The following is a 16756-nucleotide window of genomic DNA, read 5'->3' on the forward strand; positions in this document are numbered from 1 at the left end:
CAGGATTCGGAAGTTTCCCTGCGATTAATGTTAACATCAATTTAAGCTTTTGTCAACAAAAAAACACAGGGTTAGGGGGTTTCAACGCCTTTTGCCGGCGCTGTAATTGTAGCGAGTAGCGAATGGCGAGCAGCGAATGGGGAGAATCACCACTCGCTACTCGCCATTCGCCGTTCCTCCTTGTGCCTGCCGGATTGCCGGATTCGGGGACTTGACTTATCCGAAAGCGGTTTTGTATAATTATTACGTTCTCAGGAGGGCCCATAGCTCAGTGGCAGAGCCTCCGGCTCATAACCGGGTGGTCCGAGGTTCGAATCCTCGTGGGCCCACCACTCTTATGGGGCGTTAGCTCAGCGGAAGAGCGCTACCTTCACACGGTAGAAGTCACAGGTTCGAACCCTGTACGCCCCACCATTTCTCACCTCATTTCCCTCCCGCTAAGGAGGTTAAACCCCAATGACGCTGGTGCATCTGAAGATGGACAACTGTAACTTCAACACCACCATCACCGCTCAGAGGATCGGTGAGTTTGAGGTGAAGATCTCGATAGAAAGCGAATGTGATTCCATACAGTCGCTTCAAGGGATGGTCGAGAGGATAAGCATCGATGACATCTGGGCGCGAAGACCTCCGCTTAATCTCGAATGTCACTCGAAGCTCAAACATCCCTCATGTGCCTTCCCGGTGGCATTGGCGAAGGCAGTTGAGGTTGAGCTCGGACTGGCTCTGCCAGGGGAGATCATACTCAAATCGGAGAGGATCGATGGTTAGGAAGGGCGTGATAACACTTTTCGGTGGATCGGCGGTTGAGGAGGGGGGAAATGAATGGGAAAAGGCATATCAGATAGGCCGTTTGATCGCAATGGCGGGGTTCACGCTGTGTAACGGGGGTTTCGGGGGGACGATGGAAGCCTCAAGCAGAGGGGCAAAAGAGGCGGGTGGTAAGACGATAGGGGTGATAACCTCCTTCCTGGATGCTGAAAGGCCGAACCCATGGGTTGATGAGGTGATCTACGTCGGAACGTACCTGGAGCGCATCCGGAGGCTGATAGAGCTCGGCGATGGCTTCATAATTTTGAGGGGAAGCGTGGGGACGTTCTCCGAGTTCTTCCTGCTCTGGTGCCTAGAGTATATCGGCAAGATCCCACGCAAACCGATCGTCCTTATGGGTGAAGCGTGGCGAAAGGTGATACAGGCGATCGAAGGACAGATGCAGCTTACACCTTCACATCTCGACCTGCTTAGCTTCGCCGATTCCCCACAGGAGGCGGTCAGGATTATCACCGAAGGTCTCAAGGGGAAATCGAAATGAAGGACGGAATCATCACGATAGACGGCTCTTTCGGAGAAGGCGGAGGCCAGATATTGCGCACCGCCCTGGCACTATCAAGCCTTTTGGGTGTAGGGATAAGGATAGAAAAGATCAGAGCGAAGAGGAGGAACCCGGGGCTAGCCCCTCAACATCTCACCTGCGTCGAGGCCGCCGCGGAGATATGCGGAGCTAAGGTCGATGGGGCGGAAATCGGATCAAAGGAGCTCACTTTTATCCCCGGCGAAACCAAACCTGGGGTATACCTGTTTGATGTCGCACGGAAACGACCCAGCGCTGGATCTGTCTCACTTGTCCTCCAGGCTATATATCTACCACTTGCCCTTTCAGGTGGGAGAAGCGAGGTGATCATCCGAGGGGGAACACACGTGCCCTGGAGTCCCCCGGCTCATTACCTTCAACAGGTCTTTTCACCTATCGCCTTGAGGTTTGGGCTTAGGTTGAACATCGAGATTTTAAAATGGGGGTTTTATCCTAAGGGCGGCGGCGAGATAAAAGCCATTATACATCCCTCAAAGCTCACACCTGTTTCGATCTTGGATAGGGGAGCGCTTACCAGGATCAGAGGATTCTCGGCCTGCGCGAGACTTCCGATCTCAATCGCTGAAAGGCAGAGAAAAGCCGCCGTGAGAAAGCTAAATGGAATCTCAGACGTGGAAATTGAAACGGTCTCTGTGCGATCCAAGGGGCCGGGGACAGCCGTCTTTCTCGTCGCGGAGTTCGAGAACAGCATCGCCGGGTTCTCGTCCCTGGGTGAGAAAGGGAAACCGGCCGAGAAGGTCGGAGAAGAGGCAGCGGAGGAATTACTGATCTTCCTGAGGTCAAGATCCGCTTTCGATCCCCATTTGTCCGATCAGATGATACCTCTCATGGCTCTGGCGGGCGAAGGATCGGCCATCACCACATCATCGATAACCCGACATCTTATGACCAACATATGGCTGGTCGAACGACTCACCGATGTGAGATTCGAAGTCAGGGGGAAACTCGGAGAGCCGGGGAGGATAAAGGTTATCGCTTGAACTTCCAGAATCCACCAAATCTAAGTCTGAATCTCCTTGGAGATGCCTTCTCATCACTTCTGGATAGCTTGGCTTTTAGCCTCTTTATCTCGGCTTTCAGCCTCTCGTTCTCCCGTTTAAGTTCCTCCCTCTCCTGAGAGAAAAGCTCAAGATGCAGGATCTGACAGGCCAAATTCTCGATTATCTCGGTCGTGGGCATGTTGTAAGCGAGCTTTTTAAGGATAATCGGTAGCCCCGCCAGATCGATCAATCTCTCCTCTCCGAGGTCTATGAGATATGGGGTTACCTCAGGATCATCCCGCGTTATAACGCGCAATATCTCCCTTTCCTCTATACCGACCAGATTTGAAACCTCACGAGGTTTTAAAAGCCTTTTCACCTCAGCTCTTCACCTCATCGCTTGGAGATCTTGGTGAAATTATATCAAATCGGAATGGAGTTGTCGACCAGCTCATTCTCTCTCATCGTCTGAAAATCTTTCTCCATGCCTCCGCAGAAAGCTGGGGAATTTCTGTTTCAGAGCTATTATCCTGACGTTGAGGGGCGGGTTATAGTATAATCTTGGGAGATGGAGGTGACCATGGTAACGTATAGCCCCCTGATCGTTATACCGTCCGATATCCCACAGTCCGCCATCACGATTGTCAGGAAGATCGCCAGAGCCTTTCACCTTCACGGAATACCCATGACATGGGCGCTGTATGCTCAATTTCCCAGGCTGATAGCCCTGGATATCAACCGATGGCATGACAGGTTCGGCGATGACGTGATCATGATGATCGACCTCGAACCGATCATGGACCCGAACGTCAACCCGCTTGATCCGAGATCGGTCGCCGAGGAGTCGGTCAGGCTGAGGGAGATCCTGCCGAAGCTGCTTGCCGAGGGGCGAGGGAGACTTCAAGAGGAGATGCCGTGGGCCGAGGTTACGGTCGCCGGAGCAGGTTTGAAGAACGCCGAGCTGCTCTTCGCCCTCAGGGAAACGGGCTTTATAGGTCTATGGGGATACGATCATCTCTCGGAAAGGGATGGCCCCGCGCCGTTCGGCCCGTTCCTCATCTCGGAGGACTCCCCCGTATCGACGTATCCCCCCTCTTCAAAACCGCTCTTAGGATTGCCGAGGTCCTCCGTCCGGCTCAACGATCTGATCCGGAGAAGGCTGCCGGGTGACCCGCTCTCCCAATGTTTATGGGCCCTCGATCAGCACATCAAAAGCGCTGGATGGAACGCCTTCATGCCTTTCATCCATGAGCTGGATATCGAGGAATACGGTGAGATCGCAACCGATTATGCCGAGGACCTGGAGATCTTCCTGAGAGAGCTTAAGGATAGAGGCGTCGATTTCGTCACTCTACCGAAGATCGCATCGGGTCCTCAGCTTAACCCGGAGATGGCCTCCACGATCTACCTGCTGGCCGAGGAGGAGCGTGAGCTAAGGAAGATCCTGTTCTATCACGACTCCTCCTGTAGGATGAGATTTGAAGGGGACGAGATCACCCCCGTTGAGATCAGAGATTACACGACCCCATACAACCGTTCTCACACCGATTTCCTATGCAGGAGGATGCCGGAGCTGCTGAGATTCTCGACCGGCAGGGAGAGGGAGAAACTCGTGATGCTCATTGAGGTGAAATCGGACGGAAAAATCCCCTATGCCCTCGCCGTATGGGGCGATTTCAGAGGGTTGAAGGTGAAGGAGACGAACGTCGGGCAGGTCTCCCTCTTAGGCGATCATCTCCTCTTCCTGCGTATGGCGCTTATCCCCGGCACCAACTCCTTTAAGATCGTGCTGACCATATAGATCTCTCACCTCATGATGACGAGCTTACGAACGTCGAAATAGGAGGGGGTTCTGATCGAATAGAAGTATACCCCTGAGGCCACCCTTTCCCCCCTCTCATCCCTTCCATCCCAATATGCCGCCTTACCTTTGGTCAGATAGGCTCCGGCCCTCAGGTATCCCAGATCCAGCCTTCTCACAAGGCCGCCCGATAGGTCGTATATCTCGACGATCACCCTGCCGTCCTCAGATATGGAGAAGGGTATCCACGTCTCGGGATTGGCGGGATTGGGGAAGTTCTGTCCCAGCCAGCTCTTAAGACCGCCCCAGCGTGTGATCAGCTTCCCCTTCGGATCGACCTCCCACGCTTTGGGAATCCTCCACACGAGAATCGTCCCCTTAGGGGTGCTCACGGCGAGGAGCTGTCTATCGGGGCTGAAGGCGATAACGCCCGTTCTCACGTCGCCTATCCTCAGTTTGGCTATCACCCTCTCCTCCATCACCTTCCACACCCTCAGCGTATCCCCTTTGTATCGCTCCAGTATCAGGAAATCCCCATCAGGGTAGCTTATAAGCGAGCTGCCGATGAAATCCGCGACGGGGCTCTCGAGGATCTTCACGATCTCCCCGCTCCTCAGATCCCACACCACCACGCTCATCTTGGAGGCTGATGCTAGGGATCTCCCGTACGAGCCGAATTCGATCCCCTTTATCAGTTCGACCTCCCATCCCCTTTCAAGCCTGGCTATCCTCTTCCCTGTGGCGATATCCCAGATCAGGACCGTCTGCTGTTCGCCGATCACACCGCCCATTCCGGCGGCGAGCAATCTGCCATCCGGGCTGATGGCGGCATCATAGGTTTTATAATCCCACGTTCCGATCTCCTCCAGATCCCCCAACCTGAGCACTTTTATCACACCACTCCACGTGTTTATGAGAAGGAGAAGCTTGCCGTCGGGACTGAGCTTGATCCTGCTTGCGCTCATAAGATGGCCCTTGTGGATCACATCACCATGGAGCAGCTCCTGCATCGTCTCGGCGTCCCAGATCCTCACCCTTCCCTGGCCCGCCCCTATCAGCCGTTCGCCGTCGGGGGTGAAGGCGAGGGCGTATATCTCCCAGCTATTTCCGAATCTCCTCAACAGCCTTCCGGTTCCCAGATCCCAGAGCAGCCCTCCGTTGCGACTTGTGGCGAGGATCTTATCGTCCGGGCTGATGGCGAGATATGAGGTCCATGTGATGAAGCCCTCGATCCTGCCCCTTATCTCCCACGTCCTGGCATCCCCTATCAGCACGACATCCTCTTTCCTTATGGCGACCTTTCTCCCATCAGGGCTGAATGAGACGTCGCCGGATTTATCCATGCCTATGGTTTTAACCGGCTGATACGTCCTCAGATCCCATATCTTGAGCTCCGTTACGTCGCTGCATATGATGGAGCGGCCGTCGGGTAGGAACTTTAAAAGGAGGATCCCGCCGTTGGAGGCCTTCCAGGAGTGGATCACCCTGCCGGTTTCGAGGTCACATAGGATGATCTTGCCCGACCAATCGCCGATCGCCAGAAGCTTCCCGTCGGGGCTGAACGAGATCGGCGGGAAATAGAAGGATATGCCTCCGCCGACCAGAACTCTCTGCTCAACCTTAAACCTCCAGACCAGGTTTCCGCTCCTCGCGTTCCACACGCGCACGATGTCCCCCAGACCGGATGTGGCGAGGAATCTCCCATCGGGGCTGAAGAGTACACAGCTCACCGACTTGAGAAAGGGCGGCAGATCGATCTCCTTCTCCCCCGTTTTGACGTTCCATATGGATACGGTGTTATCCTTGTAGTTAGAGAGGGCGATGTGTTCCCCGTCGGGGCTGTATGAGATGGCGTTGACCGAGAACTCGCCCAGATCCAACGTCCTGAGCTCCTTGTTCTGCCTAACGTCCCAGAACCTCACCCTTCCATCCTCGGCTAGGGCGATCAGGCTTCCGTCGGGGCTGATATCGAACGTCCGGCCAACCCCCTTCGCCTCGATAAAATCCTTCTCCTGAAGGGTCTCGGGATCGTACAGCCATATACCCATCGTGGTGCTTACGGCGATGTAGGAGTTATCGGGTGAGAAGACGACTTTGAGAAGCCTTCCCTTGCTCAGTTCCAGGAAGGGTTCCTGAACCTCCCCCCAGGCGGCGAATGCTGTCAAAATGAGGATCACCAGGCATGAGGGACGAAGACACCTCACATCAGCTCACCCCTCTTCCCATGGATATGGAATTATGATATAACTTCTTCGAAGCTGAGATAATGATACGGCGATCGAAGTTCTAAGTCAACATTTGATGGTAAGGGGTCAAAGCCATGCGATTGAAGGTGGTTTTTAACTTCAGCGGCCGGATCTTTCTCCCCTGGAACTACCTGGATTACCTGAAGGGCATGTTCTACGAGGTGATGATGAGGGGAGATCCAGAGGTGGCGAGGTTCGCCCATGAGGAGGGATTTCAATCGGAGGGAAAGCGGTATAAGCTGTTCACCTTCTCCCTGCTTTATCCGAGGCACAAGAAGAGGCGATCTGACGGACTCATCATGTGGGGCGAGGTCAACTGGTTTTTCTCCTCCCCGATCCCCGGGATCGTTGAGGCGTTCGCCGCCGGGATGTTGATGGAGGGGCAGGTCAAGCTAGGAAGGGCAAGGTGTGACCTCGCCCGAGTTGAGGTGATGCCCGCGCCGGAGTTTTCAGAGGAGATGAACTTCAGGACGCTTTCCCCCATAGTCGCCTCAACGGGTCAGAGGAGCAGGGATAAGTTCGGCAAGGTCTTCCTCAACCCTGATGATCCTGACTTCCGAAGGGTATTGACCGAAAATCTGGTCAGGAAATACAAGGCCCTTTTCGGTGAGGAACCGGAAGGTGAAGTCGAGATCGAACCGTGCGAGCCTTATAAATCTAAGCTCTTCAACGTCAGCGGGACAAATGTGCGGGGATATGAGATGCGACTGAAGCTGAAAGGCGATCTCACCCTCATAAAGCTCGCCTATGAGGCCGGATTGGGGGAGAGAGACGGCCAGGGATTCGGCATGATTGTCGTCGATTTAAGGAGGTGATGAGAAATGGCCAGGAGTGAGGCGAGGCGACAGAAGAAGCTGATGAAAAAGAGACGGAAGGATAAAATGAGGAGGAAGAGGAAACAGGGGATATTTCCGGATATCTCCAAGACGAAGATGATCCTCAACGCCCGCGAGTATCCGATACATGAGTGCCTGATAAACTCCTCATGGCGGGAACAGGGCATAGCCAGCATACTGCTTTCGCGCAGACAGCTCGATGGCAGGATCGTCTTCGGTTTATATCTCGTGGACATATTCTGCCTCGGCTTGAAGGATACCTTCTGTAACGCGGATGTCTCCCTTCTAACCTATGAAAGGGAGGTGAAGCCCAGGGCTTATTCGGCGGACGAACCGGTTGAATGTCCCATCCCACTGGCTCATTCCATCATCTACGGCGGCATAGAATACGCCGAAAGGCTCGGATTTAAGCCGCATAGGGATTTCAAGCTCTCAAAGCACATCCTCGAAGAGCCGGATAAGATCGAGAGGGTGGAGGTGGAGTTCGGGAAAGACGGCAAGCCGTTTTATATCTCAGGACCCCACGACGATCTTAGGAGGATCAAGAACGTCATAAAGCAGTTGGAGGAGAGAGTTGGATCGGGTAACTACGAGGTTCTCATCCGCCTAGGGGATGAAACAGAGGTGATGGAGCTTTTGAAGGATCCGGAGGAGACGTGAGGATGACGGGCGAATCCCTCATCGCCACCTTGGGCATTCAACCTCAGGTGGTGACGCTGGTGCTGGATGAGCTTAGGAGGAGGGGATTTGGGATCGGGCGTGTGGCGGTGATCCACACCGACGATTCCAAAGAGCCGATGAGAGGCTGCGTCTCCAGGCTCAGGACGGAGTTTGAGGTTCACTACTCCGCTCCTGAACAGCTTGAGGCAGAGTTTATCCCCATCGATGGGATCACCGACATCTTAACGGAGGAGGATGCGGGGGTTGAGCCGAGCTGCCAACGGAATGATTAAGAAGCTGAGGTAAACATCATGCCGAAACGACGAACAATCATTGAGGAGATCAAAGACGTCCTGGAAGCTCAGGATTTCGTCGAGTTTGCTCTCCTCTTCGGCTCCTTTGCCAGGGGAAGACAAACCCCGCTCAGCGATGTTGATATAGGCATTTATCTCTCCCGACCGGTTGACCTCTTGACCTTGGGGCGGTTGATAGCAGAATTGGAGCGGATCACCGGTAGAAGCGTCGATGCTCTGGTTTTAAACGACCTTCCGGCCAGAAATCCCGATATAGCATATCAGGCCATCTCATCGGGGGAAATCATCACGTGCAAAGATCCATCGGCATATGTGAGCTTTAAAACCAGGGCTATCTTGAGATACCTGGATACGGCATATTTACGGGATATGGTGAGCAGGGCGTTTATGGAAAGGCTGAGAAATAACAGATTTGGGGAGAGAAGCCATGCTTGAGCGTCTCCAAAGACTCGAGGAGAACATCCTCCAGTTGCGCCGTTTTCGGGAGATTCACCGTGAAGAGGATGTGAGCAAGGACCGCCATCTTGAATGGGCACTGCGATATGGCTTACTGGAGGCGATTCAGATTGTGATCGACGTGAGCTGTTACCTTATTAGCCGGGACAACTTAGGCGCTCCCTCTTCATATAGTGAATGCATTGAATTACTCCAACAGGCAGGATACATTGATGATTCCCTCGCTGATATCCTGCTGGGGATGGTCGGTCTGCGTAACATTCTTGTGCACGAATACATCCGTGTCGATGTACAAAGGCTGTATAGCCTGCTGGACAGAATAGACGATTTCAGCGCTTTCGTCCGGGAAGTCGTCCCTTATCTCACTCAGAAGGATAGCATTTGAGGGGGGGAAACAAAAATGGGAAGAATCCCGATCTCCATGTTGGGCGAAAGACCAGCGGTAGTGGTGGAAACCATTGACCGCCTTAAGGTGGATGGGGTTAGGGCGTGCAGCCCGGGAAGATAGAACGCTGGTTGGAGAGGGAGGTGTGCTGAGCCATGAAGGCCCTTTCTGAGAAATTGCAGAAGATCGGCGGCAAGCTCAGAAGCCTCTCCCGTTCCCTCCATCTGAGCCGTCCTCGGGAGGTGATGCTGCATTCTAATGATCTTATCCCGATGCTTGAGGATGTGACGTTGGAAGCTCAAAGATGGGCGAAACCTTTCGCCGTCATCCTGGTGAATAAAATCGAACGACAGGTGTAGAAGATCGTAGAGCATCTGCGAGTGTTCTTGGACGAGAGGTGATACCTTGAGGAGGTCTATTGATGGGAACAGATGAACTTGCGAAGTTAAAGTCGGCGTTATCCGAGATCTGTCAGAAACACGGGGTAGCGGTTTGTTACCTCTTCGGATCGTCAGCGCAGGGATTCGATGATCGGCTAAGCGATGTTGATATCGCCGTGGTGTTCTCCGATGAGCCGGGTGATGATTGGCTGGAACGGTGGTCGAGGCTCTCGGAGGAGATTGAAAAGGTCATAGCACCGAAGGAGCTAGATCTGGTCCTCCTTCAGCGCGCTCCCCTTTTACTGCAATGGCAGGTCATCTCGAAGGGGGAAGTGCTTTATTGTGCTGATGAGCTGTTCCGCATCACCTTCGAGGAGCGAATCGTCGGCGAATGGCTGGATTTCTCGGGATGGTTGAAGCGATTTCACGACGAGATGGTCGAGGGTATCCTGGGTATGAGTGGGGTGATGCTCGATCGAAATGTTCTGCTCACCCAGCTTTCTTTCGTTCAGCAAGCGCATCGCCGACTTGAGCGGTTGGCACAACTGGACGAGGAGGCGTTTCTCGCCAATGAAGATAACATAGACGTAGCCCAGAGCAGGCTTCGTATAGCCGCCGAGGCAGCGACTGATATGGGGAGACATATCATCGCCCGGATGGGGTGGGGCACGCCGATCAGTTATCCGGACGTATTCGTCCGTCTGGCAATACATGGAGTCTTATCGTCATCGCTTGCTCGGCGAATGGGGGAACCGGTTCGTTTCCGCAATATTTTGGTTCATCGCTATCCCCTTGTTACTCCAGAGGAGCTATATCGGCATGTTAGACGCCATCTCACCGATATCGGCGATTTCATTTATGAGATAACCTCTTACCTGCGAGATCAAGGGATGTGTTGAAGGAGGTATCACCATGACAACTGTCCACTTCACAGGCCATCCCTTCGTGGATGCCGGGCTGGCGGCATTGATGGTGAAGGCCGAGGTCGAACGTCCGGAGGAATTAACGCCGGAGTCGCTCGAGAGGGCCTGTAAGGCGCTGGAAAACGTAATGCTCAGCGATCAGGCGCTGGGTATCAACGTGGATAAAAGCTTTGCCAGAGGCCCTATGTCGCAGATCTTCCCCAACAGCGAGCTGGTCAACCCTTCCAACTGGAAAGGAGGGACGGATAACGTCCGATCGAGGTTCCGCGAAGGGTTATACGGTGATCTCGCCAGAGCTAAACGGTGTTTGACGGAAAAGGGCGAGGCGATCTGCCTCTCCTGCGGCGCACGGTGTCCCGCCGATGCGATGATCGTCGCCAGGAAGGTTAACATGCCCCTCCTGGAGGGAATCGTGAACTATTACCCCGCATTCGCATATGGGCAATCCATATGTGGGTTATGCGCCCTAGCGGTGCGGTTCCTCCCCATGACCGTCATGCGGGTCGGCGGAGGGAAGGCGATGTGGTTCCTACACACGCAATCCCCTGAGATCGCCACCCTCATCGCAGAGGAATACGGCTGGATACATCTCGAAAGGCTGATAGCCGAAAACAAAACCCTCGATTTCTACAGCGACTGGAACACATCCGGCGAAGCGGGGACGATACTCTACCTGATGTTCGAGCTCCTGGGGAAATTCCACTACGAGCTTGAGATGATCTATGAAAGCCCGCTTCCGACCACCGGCTACATCTTCTCCAACGATAATAGGGGTGGGTTTGTCAGATCGATTCCTATTCCTAACGAGTTCATGCGATTCCTGCCTCGACTTTGGAAACATCCCAAGGAATACAGGAGGTTTCAGAGGGAGCTGCTGGAGGTGAGGGGCGATCTGAAGGGTAAGAGGAAACAGGACAGGGAGAGGTTCGTCGCGAGGGTTGCAAGATCCATCCTCTCCACCGAGAGGATCATAGGCGCCTGTCTCAGCGATGATCCGCCATATCTTTCAGGGGGATGGGTGGGGCATCGGCTTTATCTTGAGGAGGTTCAAAGGATGCCGAAGAGCAAAATCAAAATGTTGGAGCGTATCGGGCTGTCAATAGCCTGGGATGATGACGCCAAAAAGCTGATCTATGCCCTACGCACGGCGACGGGAGGCGAGCTCTATGGGACGTTGTTGGATTTCGTGCGACGCGGATGGATGAGCCACGAGGAGTTCTATCAACTGGTGCCGCCCAGCAGCTACAACGTGGCGGCTGAGGTGAGGGACATCCTGCTCGCCGTGATCTATGAATATCAGAACCGTCGGGATAAAGGCGAGGAGTTTCCGATCATGGAAGAGGAGGCGGAACCGATCGCCCCGGACGAGACCCTGAGACAAATCCAGCGGATCGGAGGCCGTCTGATCGAAGGGCTGCCTAACCTGGGGAGATAGATCGGTCGCCTCCGCACGTCCCGAAACCCGATGATGATCCGTGGGGCATATCTGAACGCCGCACAAAGGGGGGCTATAGGTTGGAGTGATTTCATCTTCCTGGCCCCTTTGGAGGACGTCAACAGGCTTTTCCTCCTGCGTGATTACCTGCTCGCCTATCTCTTTGATCGGGCGAGAGATCAGATCCCGTCGGAGGAGATCGAGGGTGAAAACGAAGAGGAGGTGTGAGGATGGCATATCCGGTTTTAACGGGAGCGGTGCTTATTGAAGCCAACGGCGCCGCATTGAACAACGCCGGTCAGGATCAGGGGGTCCGAGCCGACAACGCTATCGTTGTCAAACAGATCCGTATCGGCGCCTCCGCTACCCTTACGTTTCGGGACAGGCGTGGAGGCGATGGTGGAGAGAGGTGCTCTATGAGGATTTCGGTTGGACGCCCAGCGAGGTGATCCGTGAAGCGAAAAGCGCCTACACCAAGGGCGATCCCATCCAGTTCGAGGAGGATGATCTGTTCGGATACATGGCCGCACGCAAACGGGATAAGGGCAAAGGAGGCGGAACCTACAGGAGGGTCTCGCCTCTGAAGAACAGCCTTCTGATCTCCGTCATCCCAAACGTGATCGAGCGGGATTTCGGCCACTTCTCACGCAATCTGCCACCCGACGCCGACATCATCCCGTTTGAATCAGAACATTATACCACCTGCCTGCAGGGGGTTTTCACGATATCGCTGGCCGATGTAGGACGGTTTGACGTGGGCGAGATGAAGGATCTGTCCGATGATATAGCGAGGGAATACGGTGAGGAACTGGTCGAGAGAGACGGATCGCTTTGTCTGTCGCTGAGTGAACGGATACGGCGTGTGAAAGAGGTTCTGCTCGCCCTTGAGAGGCTACGCTATGGAGCCCACCTCGCGCGGAACCTGTCCGACGTGTCCCCTGTCGTAGCGCTCGTGGGATTTCTGGACGGAGGCAATGCTCCCTTCCAAAGGCTGTTCGAGCCGGACGTGAATCGAGAGAGCGTCACGTTGAACCTGGATCGTCTGAGATCGGTCTTAACCGATTACAGGGATCGGCTGCTCAGAATTCAGGATGGTGACAAGGCATTGTTTTTCGGGTATCGTCCCACCGTCCTGACGAACGAGGATGAGGTGCTGAGGGCGTTCAATGAGGAGAAGCCGTTCAGCGAATGCGTAGAGGTCTGCGGCACTCCTCGAGGGGCGATCGAGACAGCGGCTGACCTTGTAGAGCCGGTCTTCGAGAGATTCGTGGGATAGGCGAGGTGGAGGAGATGCTCAACGGAATTCGGATAGATCTGATCGCCTATACCGCATCTTTCAGGGTGCCCTGTTTCGTCGGACATCAGATCACCCTGCCCGTCCCGCCGCTCTCAATGATCTACGGAATGATCTCCGCCGCTATGGGACGAATAATTCACCCGAATGAGGTCGAATGGCTGGCCTTCAGATGTCAGCATGAAGGCGTGGCGAGCGATCTGGAGGCCATTGTGACCTTCGATCGAGGTCAAGCGCGCTCCATCGCCGTTCCGAAAGGGCGGAACGTGATCCAGAGGGAGTTTCTCCTCCTCCCCCATCTGACGCTTTACCTGCCTTCCGAGTGGCGCAGGGCGTTTGAACGGCCGAGATATGCCCTATTGTTGGGTAGGACGCAGGACCTCGCGACGGTGGATCGCATTTCAGAGGTAAAGTTGGAGGAAACGGAGGAGGGGGAGGTGCAGGGGGTGCTTCTGCCTCGCGAGATCGTGTTCCGCCAGGCCGGCGTTCCGTGTATGATATACAACCTCCCGATCAGCTTCACCGAGGACCCGAACCGACAGCCGCTGGGAGTTGATATCTTCGGCGTCGTCACAAGGCCATATCCTCTCAGAGCCCCGGGATGGCTGATACGTGATGCCGAACGAGACTGGACGATCCCGATCTATCGAAGGAGGTGGATACGCGATGCCATCGGACGTGCCGCTGGCTAAATCGGATGAAAGAGGATCTGTCCCCCTTGAAAAGCATCTGTGTGATGTTACGGATTATGCCCTCTCGATCATGAGGGCGTATCGCCTCCATCTCGACAGATTGCTGACTCAGGGGAAGGTAGATCAATTGGAGAACGCCCTGGTTTTAAGCGGGATGAGCCACGACCTGGGAAAGGCCGCCCAGGGGTTCCAGGAATCGCTGAGAAAAGGCGGTGGATGGAACTTTCGTCATGAGGTGCTCTCCGCTTCACTGTTGAAGTCGATGGCTGAGGAGAGAGACCCGATCGTGAAGATCGCACTCGCGGCGGTGATCACCCATCATAGGGACATAGACGATCAACAACTGATGGCGGATTCGGGATACTCTCCTGACCCACAGCTACGTTCCGAGGCGGAGGAGAATTTCAAGGAAAGAAGATCTGAGATGGAGGGATTTTGGGGGTGGATCGGGGATTTCATATCCTCACAGCCGATCTTCTCGGGATTCCATCTTCCGAGTTCCCCTTCGTCGCTTGATCCTCCGGCCCCCATTTTGAGGGAGTTATATCGGGGCTTCAGAAGGAGAGGGTTGTTAGGCGAGATCGGATTTAATGAAGAAGCACTGGTATACACGCTTGCCCGAGGTTGGCTTATGGCTTCCGACCATGCCGTCAGCGCCGGCGTCCCCCAGTTCATATCTCAGATCCCGTCCCCCGATCCGCCGCCTCTCCGCCGTTTTCAAAGGAGAATCGGGGAACATAAAGGCGATGCCATACTGGAGGCACCAACCGGTTCAGGCAAGACATGGGCGGCATTGCTCTGGGCGATGAACAATCGTGAGGGCGGAGAACGCATCTTCTATCTGCTTCCCTATCAGGCGAGCATCGAGGCGATGTCCAAAACCCTCGAAGGGATCTTCGGCCCGGATAACGTATCAGTTCTGCATGCTCGCGCCTTGGATTATGCCTTCAGAGAGTATTTTGACGAAGTGGGCGAATACGAGGTGGCCTATAGAAAAGCTAAAGATGAGGTGAACGTGAACCGCTTGGTCCACAAACCGATCAAGATAGCGACCCCGTTTCAGATCCTGAAATGGCTCTTCGGGGTTCGGAGATTCGAGATCGGTGTAGGGGAGATCGTCGGCGGACTCTTCATCTTCGACGAGATCCATGCCTACGACTCACACACCACGGCGCTTATCCTCCAGATGATCCGAGTGATCAAATCACTGGGCGGACGTGCCCTGTTCATGAGCGCCACCTTTCCCACCTTCCTGAAATCATTGCTTTCGGAGGCCGTGGATGAGGAACTGCCGGAATTTAAGCTCGAAGAAGGAGATGATGAATGGACAGGCCATCTCCTGAGCCAAGCACGTCATCACCTCCGTTGGCGATCGAAGGCGCTAGAGGAGATGATTCCGGAGATTATCGCGGCAGCCCATGAGGGCAAGAGCGTGTTGGTGGTGGCTAATAGGGTCGCCCAAGCCCAGGAGATCTACCTCAGCCTGAGGGACGAATTGGAGGGGGTGCATCTGCTACACAGTCGATTTGCCAGGAGAGATAGGGCGGAGAAGGAACGAGAGGTGATGGAGATATTACGCGGGGAGAGAAACGATCCGTTAAGCGTGCTTGTAGCAACTCAGGTCGTAGAGGTCTCCTTGGACGTGAGCTTTGACATCTGCTTCACCGAGATCGCCCCCGTCGATGATCTGCTTCAGCGGTTCGGCCGGGTGAACCGATATGGCGAACATGAGGGAGGCGTAGAGGTACACGTCACAACTGAGTTCGATCCGGATAGAGTGAGATACATTTATGAGATTGAGCGATTGAAGAGAACGATGGAGGAAGGCCCACCTGATGGAGCACCGCTTACAGTGTCGGAGATGCGGAGATGGGTGGAGAGGGTTTACCGAGACGGATGGACGGAGAGAGAACGGGAGAGATTCGATCGCATCCACAACGTATTCGGCGAGTTGCTCAAAGCTCTTCGGCCGCTGCAGCATTATGAGGAAGGAGAGGAGGAATTTAGAGGGCTTTTCAAAGGGGTGGAGGTTTTGCCCCGTCCGCTTTATGAGGAGTTTAGAAGTCATTTTGACGAGAGACGATACCTGTTGGCAGAGGGGTTACTGACGCCTATCACAATGGGATTGTTTCACAAACTCAACAATGAAGGACGGATGCGCCGGCTTGAGAGGGAACGCTTGCTTATGGCGGACGTACGGTATGATGGAGAATTGGGTTTAACTCCGGATGAGCCAATAGATGAAGGGATAATCATTTGACTTTCAAACGGGGGGATCTGGAATGACCGATCAGGAATTTGAAGAGCTGAAGGTGGGTGGGATGGAGGTGAACTACCTCATTGTCTGCCCGAGGAAGCTCTGGCTCTATACACATGATCTGAGGATGGAGAAGCTCAGCGATAAGGTCTCGCTCGGAGCCTTTATTAAATGACGCTCTTTCGGTTACGACGGACACTACATATAACCAAGTTGGAATTAGCCGAACGCCGATCGTTGTTGGCTTCATCATGTGATCTGCAGTCGATCCTCCTATTTCGAGGGGGATGGACGGATGCATTTTGCGTTTTGAAAGGATGATATTTTGGTGTGGAAGGTTGAGTTTATTGGGTTTATAAGTTTGCCGTCGGTCTCCTGGGGATTTTCCCCTACTGGGGTTCGACGGATTCTAACCAGGCCAAAGTGGGAATTGAAGCTTGATTTTTCCTCGAAATTATTGCTTATGATGATTTCACCTAGGGTCCTAATCGAACCATGGTGGGATTGAAACGACGGTCCGTTGCACGTTCAACGTTTAACGTTGTAACGTTTTCCGTCCTGGTTCCTCGTTCCTTTTCGCCCTGAGAAATAAGCACTTCTGACCTCTCAAATCCCCCCTATATTTAGTCATATCCGGTTCATCGCAGAGCCATCTCTCGGCAATGAGACGGAGCATACGGCGCCATAGATCCCCTTGATCCCTTCAAGCAAGAACTGCTTGAACA

General features: G+C 54.1%; 16 protein-coding genes, 2 tRNA genes and 2 pseudogenes. 18 read left to right on the plus strand and 2 right to left on the minus strand.

The window, feature by feature from the left end:
* Positions 1-257 precede the first annotated feature (257 nt).
* From J7M22_08285 to rtcA, 5 genes are all read left to right on the plus strand, one after another.
* Positions 258-332: transfer RNA gene (locus J7M22_08285), tRNA-Ile, on the plus strand.
* A 7-nt stretch (positions 333-339) separates the two neighbouring features.
* Positions 340-414 (plus strand) — tRNA-Val (locus J7M22_08290).
* A 42-nt stretch (positions 415-456) separates the two neighbouring features.
* A complete protein-coding gene (locus tag J7M22_08295) occupies positions 457-771 on the plus strand; it encodes a hypothetical protein (GenBank protein ID MCD6506610.1) in 315 nt (104 codons plus the stop codon).
* On the plus strand, positions 764-1312 hold the full coding sequence (locus J7M22_08300) for an LOG family protein (protein ID MCD6506611.1): 549 nt from the start codon (positions 764-766) through the stop codon (positions 1310-1312). The genes J7M22_08295 and J7M22_08300 overlap by 8 nt, the downstream gene beginning before the upstream one ends.
* Positions 1313-1320: 8 nt before the next feature.
* Positions 1321-2352 (plus strand): RNA 3'-phosphate cyclase, encoded by a 1032-nt coding sequence (gene rtcA / locus J7M22_08305; protein ID MCD6506612.1) that lies wholly within the window; start codon positions 1321-1323, stop codon positions 2350-2352.
* Here the strand turns inward: rtcA and J7M22_08310 are convergent.
* Positions 2342-2731, minus strand: a complete 390-nt coding sequence (locus tag J7M22_08310) for a hypothetical protein (protein ID MCD6506613.1) — start codon at positions 2729-2731, stop codon at positions 2342-2344. The two genes, rtcA and J7M22_08310, sit on opposite strands and share 11 nt — an antisense overlap.
* Positions 2732-2932: 201 nt before the next feature.
* On the opposite strand from J7M22_08310, the gene J7M22_08315 reads away from it, so the two are divergent.
* Positions 2933-4153, plus strand: a complete 1221-nt coding sequence (locus J7M22_08315; protein ID MCD6506614.1) for a hypothetical protein — start codon at positions 2933-2935, stop codon at positions 4151-4153.
* A gap of 5 nt (positions 4154-4158) precedes the next feature.
* Here the strand turns inward: J7M22_08315 and J7M22_08320 are convergent, their stop codons facing one another.
* Positions 4159-6357, minus strand: coding sequence for a hypothetical protein (locus tag J7M22_08320; protein MCD6506615.1), 2199 nt, complete (start codon positions 6355-6357; stop codon positions 4159-4161).
* 116 nt (positions 6358-6473) lie between these two features.
* On the opposite strand from J7M22_08320, the gene cas6 reads away from it, so the two are divergent.
* The 12 genes and pseudogenes from cas6 (at position 6474) to J7M22_08380 (ending at position 16206) form a co-directional block, all read left to right on the plus strand.
* Entirely contained in the window at positions 6474-7214 is a 741-nt protein-coding gene (gene cas6 / locus J7M22_08325) for a CRISPR-associated endoribonuclease Cas6 (GenBank protein MCD6506616.1), read from the plus strand.
* Between the two features lie 6 nt (positions 7215-7220).
* Positions 7221-7895: a hypothetical protein gene (locus tag J7M22_08330; protein ID MCD6506617.1), complete on the plus strand. Its 675-nt coding sequence runs from the start codon at positions 7221-7223 to the stop codon at positions 7893-7895.
* Positions 7896-7897: 2 nt separating this feature from the next.
* Entirely contained in the window at positions 7898-8188 is a 291-nt protein-coding gene (locus J7M22_08335) for a hypothetical protein (GenBank protein MCD6506618.1), read from the plus strand.
* A gap of 18 nt (positions 8189-8206) precedes the next feature.
* The gene (locus J7M22_08340) at positions 8207-8644 is read left to right on the plus strand and encodes a nucleotidyltransferase domain-containing protein (GenBank protein ID MCD6506619.1); all 438 of its coding nucleotides are present in this window, start codon (positions 8207-8209) and stop codon (positions 8642-8644) included.
* Positions 8637-9050, plus strand: a complete 414-nt coding sequence (locus J7M22_08345) for a DUF86 domain-containing protein (protein MCD6506620.1) — start codon at positions 8637-8639, stop codon at positions 9048-9050. Before J7M22_08340 ends, J7M22_08345 begins: the two co-directional genes overlap by 8 nt.
* Before the next feature lie 155 nt (positions 9051-9205).
* Complete coding sequence (locus J7M22_08350) at positions 9206-9409, plus strand: hypothetical protein (protein ID MCD6506621.1); 204 nt, start codon at positions 9206-9208, stop codon at positions 9407-9409.
* 62 nt (positions 9410-9471) lie between these two features.
* Positions 9472-10329 (plus strand): DUF86 domain-containing protein, encoded by an 858-nt coding sequence (locus tag J7M22_08355; protein ID MCD6506622.1) that lies wholly within the window; start codon positions 9472-9474, stop codon positions 10327-10329.
* 13 nt (positions 10330-10342) lie between these two features.
* A pseudogene (gene cas8a1, locus J7M22_08360) lies at positions 10343-12016 on the plus strand (type I-B CRISPR-associated protein Cas8b1/Cst1).
* Positions 12017-12018: 2 nt separating this feature from the next.
* Positions 12019-13064 (plus strand): annotated as a pseudogene (cas7i, locus tag J7M22_08365) (type I-B CRISPR-associated protein Cas7/Cst2/DevR).
* Positions 13065-13078: 14 nt separating this feature from the next.
* Positions 13079-13774, plus strand: coding sequence for a type I-B CRISPR-associated protein Cas5 (gene cas5b / locus J7M22_08370; GenBank protein MCD6506623.1), 696 nt, complete (start codon positions 13079-13081; stop codon positions 13772-13774).
* Positions 13749-16034, plus strand: coding sequence for a CRISPR-associated helicase Cas3' (cas3, locus tag J7M22_08375; protein ID MCD6506624.1), 2286 nt, complete (start codon positions 13749-13751; stop codon positions 16032-16034). Before cas5b ends, cas3 begins: the two co-directional genes overlap by 26 nt.
* Positions 16035-16056: 22 nt before the next feature.
* Positions 16057-16206 carry a Dna2/Cas4 domain-containing protein gene (locus tag J7M22_08380; GenBank protein MCD6506625.1) on the plus strand — a complete coding sequence of 50 codons (150 nt, stop codon included), beginning with the start codon at positions 16057-16059 and terminating at the stop codon, positions 16204-16206.
* Positions 16207-16756: the final 550 nt, after the last annotated feature.

The sequence above is a fragment of the Candidatus Poribacteria bacterium genome, from assembly GCA_021162805.1.
Classification (GTDB): domain Bacteria; phylum Poribacteria; class WGA-4E; order B28-G17; family B28-G17; genus JAGGXZ01.

What these genes read in the sequence shown, in the direction of transcription:
- J7M22_08295 (MCD6506610.1), top strand. Translation starts at nt 457, where the DNA reads ATGACGCTGGTGCATCTGAAGATGGACAACTGTAACTTCAACACCACC.
- J7M22_08300 (MCD6506611.1), top strand. Translation starts at nt 764, where the DNA reads ATGGTTAGGAAGGGCGTGATAACACTTTTCGGTGGATCGGCGGTTGAG.
- J7M22_08315 (MCD6506614.1), top strand. Translation starts at nt 2,933, where the DNA reads ATGGTAACGTATAGCCCCCTGATCGTTATACCGTCCGATATCCCACAG.
- cas6 (MCD6506616.1), top strand. Translation starts at nt 6,474, where the DNA reads ATGCGATTGAAGGTGGTTTTTAACTTCAGCGGCCGGATCTTTCTCCCC.
- J7M22_08330 (MCD6506617.1), top strand. Translation starts at nt 7,221, where the DNA reads ATGGCCAGGAGTGAGGCGAGGCGACAGAAGAAGCTGATGAAAAAGAGA.
- J7M22_08335 (MCD6506618.1), top strand. Translation starts at nt 7,898, where the DNA reads ATGACGGGCGAATCCCTCATCGCCACCTTGGGCATTCAACCTCAGGTG.
- J7M22_08340 (MCD6506619.1), top strand. Translation starts at nt 8,207, where the DNA reads ATGCCGAAACGACGAACAATCATTGAGGAGATCAAAGACGTCCTGGAA.
- J7M22_08345 (MCD6506620.1), top strand. Translation starts at nt 8,637, where the DNA reads ATGCTTGAGCGTCTCCAAAGACTCGAGGAGAACATCCTCCAGTTGCGC.
- J7M22_08350 (MCD6506621.1), top strand. Translation starts at nt 9,206, where the DNA reads ATGAAGGCCCTTTCTGAGAAATTGCAGAAGATCGGCGGCAAGCTCAGA.
- J7M22_08355 (MCD6506622.1), top strand. Translation starts at nt 9,472, where the DNA reads ATGGGAACAGATGAACTTGCGAAGTTAAAGTCGGCGTTATCCGAGATC.
- cas5b (MCD6506623.1), top strand. Translation starts at nt 13,079, where the DNA reads ATGCTCAACGGAATTCGGATAGATCTGATCGCCTATACCGCATCTTTC.
- cas3 (MCD6506624.1), top strand. Translation starts at nt 13,749, where the DNA reads ATGCCATCGGACGTGCCGCTGGCTAAATCGGATGAAAGAGGATCTGTC.
- J7M22_08380 (MCD6506625.1), top strand. Translation starts at nt 16,057, where the DNA reads ATGACCGATCAGGAATTTGAAGAGCTGAAGGTGGGTGGGATGGAGGTG.